Raw genomic sequence first — 5,830 nt, forward strand, 5'->3', positions numbered from 1 at the left:
GTCGTGACCTTTGACCACTTCAGAGGGTTCCTGTATGACTTCAATATCCGGGGCCACACCTTCACCTTCAACAGCCCATTTTCCATCCACGTCAAAAAAACCACCCCTTGGGGCCACCATCCGGCCCCCATCGATAAATCGGGGAGTATCCCATGTGCCGACCAGGCCTCCCCAGGTACGGGTACCAATCAGGGGCCCGAGTTCTTTTGCGTGGAACATATAAGGGAGGAGGTCCCCTCCCGAGCCCGCCCTCTCATTGATCAACATAACTTTGGGCCCCCAAATCCCGGCCATAGGTGTGGTCCAGGGACGGTTGCTTTCGGTTTTGCTGTTAAAATACCCAAAGAGTTCCCTGTCCATAATGTCGATCATATAGTCTGCAGCAAATCCACCTCCGTTGTTGCGTTCATCTATAATGACCCCTTTTTTATCCTGCTGGGAAAAGTAATACCGATTGAAATATTCAAATCCCCTGGACGAGGTATTGGGAACGTAGACGTAGGCGAGCTGACCCCCTGAAAGGCTGTCCACCTTGCGCCGATTCGCCTCAATCCAGTCAAAAGTGCGGAGTCCGTTTTCGCTGGTGATGGGTTTGACGACAATTTCCCGAGGGGATTTCCCGTCCGCAGAATTGCTGACGGTCAGGTAGATTTCCCTTCCGGCGGTTTGTTCCAGCAGGGCGTATGGATTCATGTCCCCGGTAAGCTCAGTTCCATCTATGGCGATAATATAGTCCCCTTCAGAAACATCCAGTCCGGGAAGGGCCATGGGCGCATACAGGTCAGGGTTCCATTGTTCGCCGGAGTAGATCCGATCGATGCGGTACCGACCCTTTTCTACTTTGAAATCGCAACCCAGCAAGCCTACAGGCACCCTTTCCAAATCCGGTTGGTCTCCCCCGGACACATAGGAGTGTCCGATGGCGACTTCCCCGCTCAGGATATCGACCAGGTAGTTCAGGTCTGTCCGGTGACGAACGTGGTCCACCCAGGGGGAATACCATTGATACACTTTATCCCAGGGAGCCCCGTGTACATTGTCTACATACAGGAAGTCACGCATATAGCGCCATCCCTCCCTGAAGATCTGTCTATACTCCTCGGTTGGAATAATTTGAAGGCGTAGGGAGACCTCCAAAGATTTGGCATCTGAGGCATCTTTACTTTTCGTTTCCCCCACCTTCCAGTTAGCGCCCTGCCTCAGCAGGATGTTGTCCCCGGAGTCCGAGATGACGAAGCTGCGGACCTCTTCCGCAAATGATTGGGCCTCCAATTTTTCAACGTCGTATTTATGCAGGGTCAAGCCCGTTTTATTGGGAATATCTTCAGCTATAAAAACGGTTTTTTCCGGCCCTGCGGACAGGGATGTATAATTCCTGGCCGGTAAGGGAAGGTTTACGATCCGGTTTTGAATCCCCTCAGCATGCAGGGTAACGGTAATCGTATCTTCTCCATTTTTTGAATCCTCATCTTTTGCCGTTTTTCCGGCGGAATCTCCATCTGCGGATTTGATCTCGGCTTCGTCGCTTTTCGGGAGGTTTGGAGCTGAACCCTCGCGGGACAGCACTATGGCGTACAGGCTTCTGGTAAACGGGATATTCACAGAACTCATGTCCAGCCATCCGGATTGGAGGGCATAGTCTGTGCTGGCCAGAAAGTAAAGGTATTGCCCGCCGGCATCCCAGGAAGGACTCAGGGCATCGGCCATGCCGTCAGTAAGCTGCACGGTCTTTCCGCTGACAATGCTGTAAGCAAAAACAGCCTTAAAATGACTGTCGAGTTGTTTTGTAAAGGCGATCCACTTACTGTCCGGCGACCAAACCGGATTCATATTCCGATTTGGGTGTGCATACCGGTCCGATGCGATCTTTATGGTTTTCCCATCCGCCAGGTCGACGACCCAAATATTGTAGTGCGTGTCCGTAAAGGCAATATACTTTTCATCCGGGGACCAGGCGGGCTGAAAATAAAAGGTAGGGTCAGCGAAGGCATAAGTGCGTTCAATCTCCCCTTTCTGGTCTGCGACTACTAATTCATACTCCCCTTTGGCATCGCGGAACCAGGCGACTTTTGAACCTCCCGGAGACCACACCGGGTAGCGGTCGGCCACTCCGGATGATTTTGTAAGATTCCTCCAGCTACCCTCTTCCACAGGGATGCTAAAGACTTCTCCACGATGTTCGAACAGGGCCCGCTTCCCGTTGGGGCTCAATCGCGGGTTCTCGAGGTTATTTCCGCTGACGGATTCCCATCGGGGACGCGCAAAATTCATATCTCCTTCCACAGTGATGCGAACCTGCTGGCTGTCTCCGGATTCCGGATTTAGAATATGGAGGTAACCACCTTGCTCATAAACGATACCCGAAGGACCGGCGTCCAGGCTTTTCACGTCAAACTGTTTGTGGAAAGTGTGCTGCTGCTCCGTTTTCGACCCCGGGTCATAGGACCAGATATTGGCTGCGTAATCCCGTTCAGAGATATAGTAAACCCGGCCCCCGTACCAGACCGGGTCCAGGTGGCGTTCCCCGTCCTTCTGCGGTGTTCGTTCCAGTTCCATGCTCTCCAAATCGACAATCCATATCGGCATCGCCTGCCCGCCCCGGTAATTCCGCCATTCGGGATCCCAGGAGGTAATCGGGGTATACGCAATATGGGAGCCGTCCGGAGAAATTTCTCCGTAGGCCGCCCTGGGAAGGGGAAGGGCCTCTGCCTGGCCGCCTTCTAGGCCTATCAGGTACAATCGATTTGTTTGAGTGGGGTGTCCTTCCCTCGAAGAGCGAAATATAATTTTTCCATCCGGCGACCATCCCTGTACATAATCACCCCCCGGATGCCAGGTCAGTCGCCTGGGCTCTCCACCCGCCGCGGGAACCACAAAAACATCCGTATTCCCGTCGTACTGGCCCGTAAAGGCCACCATAGACCCATCCGGACTAAAATGGGGGTTGGATTCGTAACCTTCATTGGAAGTAAGGCGCACTGCCTTTCCGCCGGCAATAGTACTTTTCCAGAGGTCATTCGCATAGACAAATACGATATTGGAATTGGACAGGGTTGGCTGGCGCAGTAAACGGGTTTGCTGGGCGCAAATAGAAAAACAACTTAAAAGGAGCAGAATCGAGTATGTTGATTTCATGGACAGGTGATTTGTTTAGGCTTGTAAAGTAGGTAAAATAGGTCAGGGGTTCAAGGATCAATATCGAATATTCCAGCCTGTTTTTGGGTTAAAAATCCTTGACAAGTACTTCATTTTCACGTATCTTATATCGCACCTTAAAACCAAAAAGATGAACACAGAAAACATTGCAAACACCCTGGTGGAGTGCTGCCGAAAAGGGGAATGGGAAAGAGCGTATCGGGATCTCTACAGCCCGGAAATTGTTAGTATTGAAACCGGTGATACCTCAGATATGGGGCATATTCAGGGGATGGAGGGATTGAAAAAGAAAGGGGACTGGTGGGCCGAGACTTTTGACGTGCACAGTATCGAAGTTTCTGAGCCTACCGTTGCCGATAACTGGTTTAGTGTGCGTTTTGAAATGGATACCACACATAATCCGTCCGGGCAGCGATCAAAGACTTCGGAAATTGCGGTTTACCAGGTAACGGATGGAAAAATTGTCCGGGAGCAGTTTTTCTATGATCAGCCCTCTGAGTAGAAAGCAGGTATTAACCGTAAAATTAATGACGAAGGGAATCTCAATTCCCTTTTTTCGTGGTAATTTCTATGACACCATTGGCCCCCCGCGTACCGTAATACGAAGCGTTGGATCCGGTGAGTGCCCTGATTTCTTTTACGTCCACGGACTGTACTACGTTTTCAACGGCTCGGAAAGAATTGCCTACAACAAGCCCATCTACTACATAAAGCGGATAGGGGGGACGACCAGTGGTCGTATTTGAGTTTTTTATAAAAACGGGAACTCCACCGCGGAGGGTTACCCCGGGCAATTTTTGAATTCGGTTGACCAAAGGAAGAACCGCTGCATTTTTATCGTCCAGGGAAGCTTCCAAATCCTTTTCGCCCCCGGTTGCGGCGGGTTGCGAACTCCCACAGGAGAGTAAAAACGAACCTGCAAGGACCAGGAGGAGTATCTTTTTCATGAGGGATTAATTTCCTACAAGGTATTCATAAGCGCGCAGGTCTCCAACAAATGATTCGGTAAAATGGTGAGCATGCTTATTTTTACACCTGCATATCAACTGAATTTTTAACCAAAACAACTTATGGAAAGCATACTCTTAGCACAGGTAATGGGAGCGCTTCTCGGATTTCTCGGGGTACTCTTCGGCGCATTTGGGGCGCACTATTTAAAGGGGAAACTCACCGGCACCCAGTTACAGGCCTTTGAAACCGGGGTGCGCTATCAGTTGGTCCATGCCGTACTTTTGCTAGTCCTGAGTTTTAACCTCGCCTTTACTTCAGCGTTGGACGGCTACATTGTGCGCGCTTTCTTGTTAGGGATCTTTTTGTTTTCCTTTAGCATTTACGGGTTGGTACTCAGTGAAGGCTTCGGAAAAAAATGGCGGTTTCTGGGTCCGGTAACCCCCCTGGGAGGCCTTTTACTACTCGTCGGATGGGCCTTGCTCGGCTATAGTTTTATCGCCAACCTCTTCTGATTCCGGATATCTGGATCTACTTCAATGACAACCACAGTCCGAACTGCCACAACCTTTGGAAGGGTCTGCGTTTTTGGGTTTACGGATCTCCGGCCAGACGAACTTATATAGCAGATACCCCACTGAAATGGCCAGGGTGAGATAAACCAGGATATGTTGCAGGCTCCAGGACATTAGGAGAGGAGTTGATAAGCAGTTAAAGCAGCAAGATACGCAATCACGGTCATAAAGCCCAGCTGTAGCATGGGCCATTTCCAGCTATTGGTTTCCCGCTTTACAATGGCCAGGGTACTCATACACTGCATGGCAAAGGCATAAAACAGCATAAGGGAAATTCCGGAAGCCAAATTAAACAGGGGCTGGCCGTCTGGCTTTACTTCCGCTGCCATCCGGTTTTTAATGGTTTCCTCTTCATCATTGCCCACACTGTAGATCGTCGCCAGGGTACCTACAAAGACTTCCCGGGCCGCGAAGGAGGTGAGCACGGCAATACCAATTTTCCAGTCGTACCCCAACGGACGGACCGCCGGCTCAATGAATTTCCCCATCTTTCCAATAAAGCTGTGTTCGAGCCGATAACTCGAGATCTCCTGGTTGATGACCCGGGTTCTGAGATCGGCCTGAAATTTTGAAAGTGAATCCTGTATGGCAATATTGGTGGCCCGGTTATCAACCCCGTCTATCAGGATCGGCATAGAAGTCTTAAACTCATCTAATTTGTTGGCCACAAAGGCCTGGCTGTTCGGGGAAAGACCTTCCCGGGAGACCCTTTCCGTAATGATTTGTTCTGCGTTTTTAAATTCTTCTGAAAACCCATTGGACCCCAAAAACCAGAGGACGATGGAAATGGCAAGGATGATTTTACCGGCTCCGTAGACAAAACTCTTGGTCTTCTCCACGACGGTATAAAAGACATTTTTCCACAAAGGCCATTTATAATTGGGCATCTCCACCATAAAAAAGGTACGACTCCGCACCTTTAGGATCTGATGAAGCACTTTTGCTGCCAGGATAGAAGCTGCAAAGCCTAAGAGGTAGAGCATCATCAGGGTCAGGGCCTGGTAACTGAGGCCCAGGAATCGGCCCTCGGGAATGACCAGGGCAATAATAATAAGATATACAGGCAGGCGGGCGGAACAGGTGGTAAAAGGAACCACCAAAATGGTAATCAGACGCTCTTTCCAGTTTTCGATGTTCCGGGTGGCCATTAC

At 50.3% G+C, this 5,830-nt stretch carries 6 protein-coding genes; 2 read left to right on the forward strand and 4 right to left on the reverse strand.

The window, feature by feature from the left end:
* On the reverse strand, positions 1 to 3,135 hold a 3,135-nt coding region (locus WBV75_RS00645; protein ID WP_424118734.1), incomplete at its 3' end, for a S41 family peptidase.
* Between the two features lie 151 nt (positions 3,136 to 3,286).
* Between WBV75_RS00645 and WBV75_RS00650 the strand changes: the two genes are divergently transcribed.
* Positions 3,287 to 3,658, forward strand: coding sequence for a SnoaL-like domain-containing protein (locus WBV75_RS00650; protein ID WP_424118735.1), 372 nt, complete (start codon positions 3,287 to 3,289; stop codon positions 3,656 to 3,658).
* 40 nt (positions 3,659 to 3,698) lie between these two features.
* On the opposite strand, the gene WBV75_RS00655 is transcribed toward WBV75_RS00650, so the two are convergent.
* Entirely contained in the window at positions 3,699 to 4,103 is a 405-nt protein-coding gene (locus tag WBV75_RS00655) for a hypothetical protein (protein ID WP_424118736.1), read from the reverse strand.
* A gap of 123 nt (positions 4,104 to 4,226) precedes the next feature.
* On the opposite strand from WBV75_RS00655, the gene WBV75_RS00660 reads away from it, so the two are divergent.
* Positions 4,227 to 4,619 carry a DUF423 domain-containing protein gene (locus WBV75_RS00660; RefSeq protein ID WP_424118737.1) on the forward strand — a complete coding sequence of 131 codons (393 nt, stop codon included), beginning with the start codon at positions 4,227 to 4,229 and terminating at the stop codon, positions 4,617 to 4,619.
* Between the two features lie 21 nt (positions 4,620 to 4,640).
* On the opposite strand, the gene WBV75_RS00665 is transcribed toward WBV75_RS00660, so the two are convergent.
* On the reverse strand, positions 4,641 to 4,793 hold the full coding sequence (locus tag WBV75_RS00665) for a FeoB-associated Cys-rich membrane protein (RefSeq protein WP_424118738.1): 153 nt from the start codon (positions 4,791 to 4,793) through the stop codon (positions 4,641 to 4,643).
* A partial coding sequence (locus WBV75_RS00670) for a nucleoside recognition domain-containing protein (RefSeq protein ID WP_424118739.1) occupies positions 4,793 to 5,830 on the reverse strand: 1,038 nt, incomplete at its 5' end. The genes WBV75_RS00670 and WBV75_RS00665, both read right to left, overlap by 1 nt.

Origin of the sequence: Robiginitalea sp., assembly GCF_049588695.1 — a bacterium.
Taxonomy (GTDB): Bacteria; Bacteroidota; Bacteroidia; order Flavobacteriales; family Flavobacteriaceae; genus Robiginitalea.

What these genes read in the sequence shown, in the direction of transcription:
- WBV75_RS00650 (WP_424118735.1), top strand. Translation starts at nt 3,287, where the DNA reads ATGAACACAGAAAACATTGCAAACACCCTGGTGGAGTGCTGCCGAAAA.
- WBV75_RS00665 (WP_424118738.1), bottom strand. Translation starts at nt 4,793, where the DNA reads ATGTCCTGGAGCCTGCAACATATCCTGGTTTATCTCACCCTGGCCATT.
- WBV75_RS00660 (WP_424118737.1), top strand. Translation starts at nt 4,227, where the DNA reads ATGGAAAGCATACTCTTAGCACAGGTAATGGGAGCGCTTCTCGGATTT.
- WBV75_RS00655 (WP_424118736.1), bottom strand. Translation starts at nt 4,103, where the DNA reads ATGAAAAAGATACTCCTCCTGGTCCTTGCAGGTTCGTTTTTACTCTCC.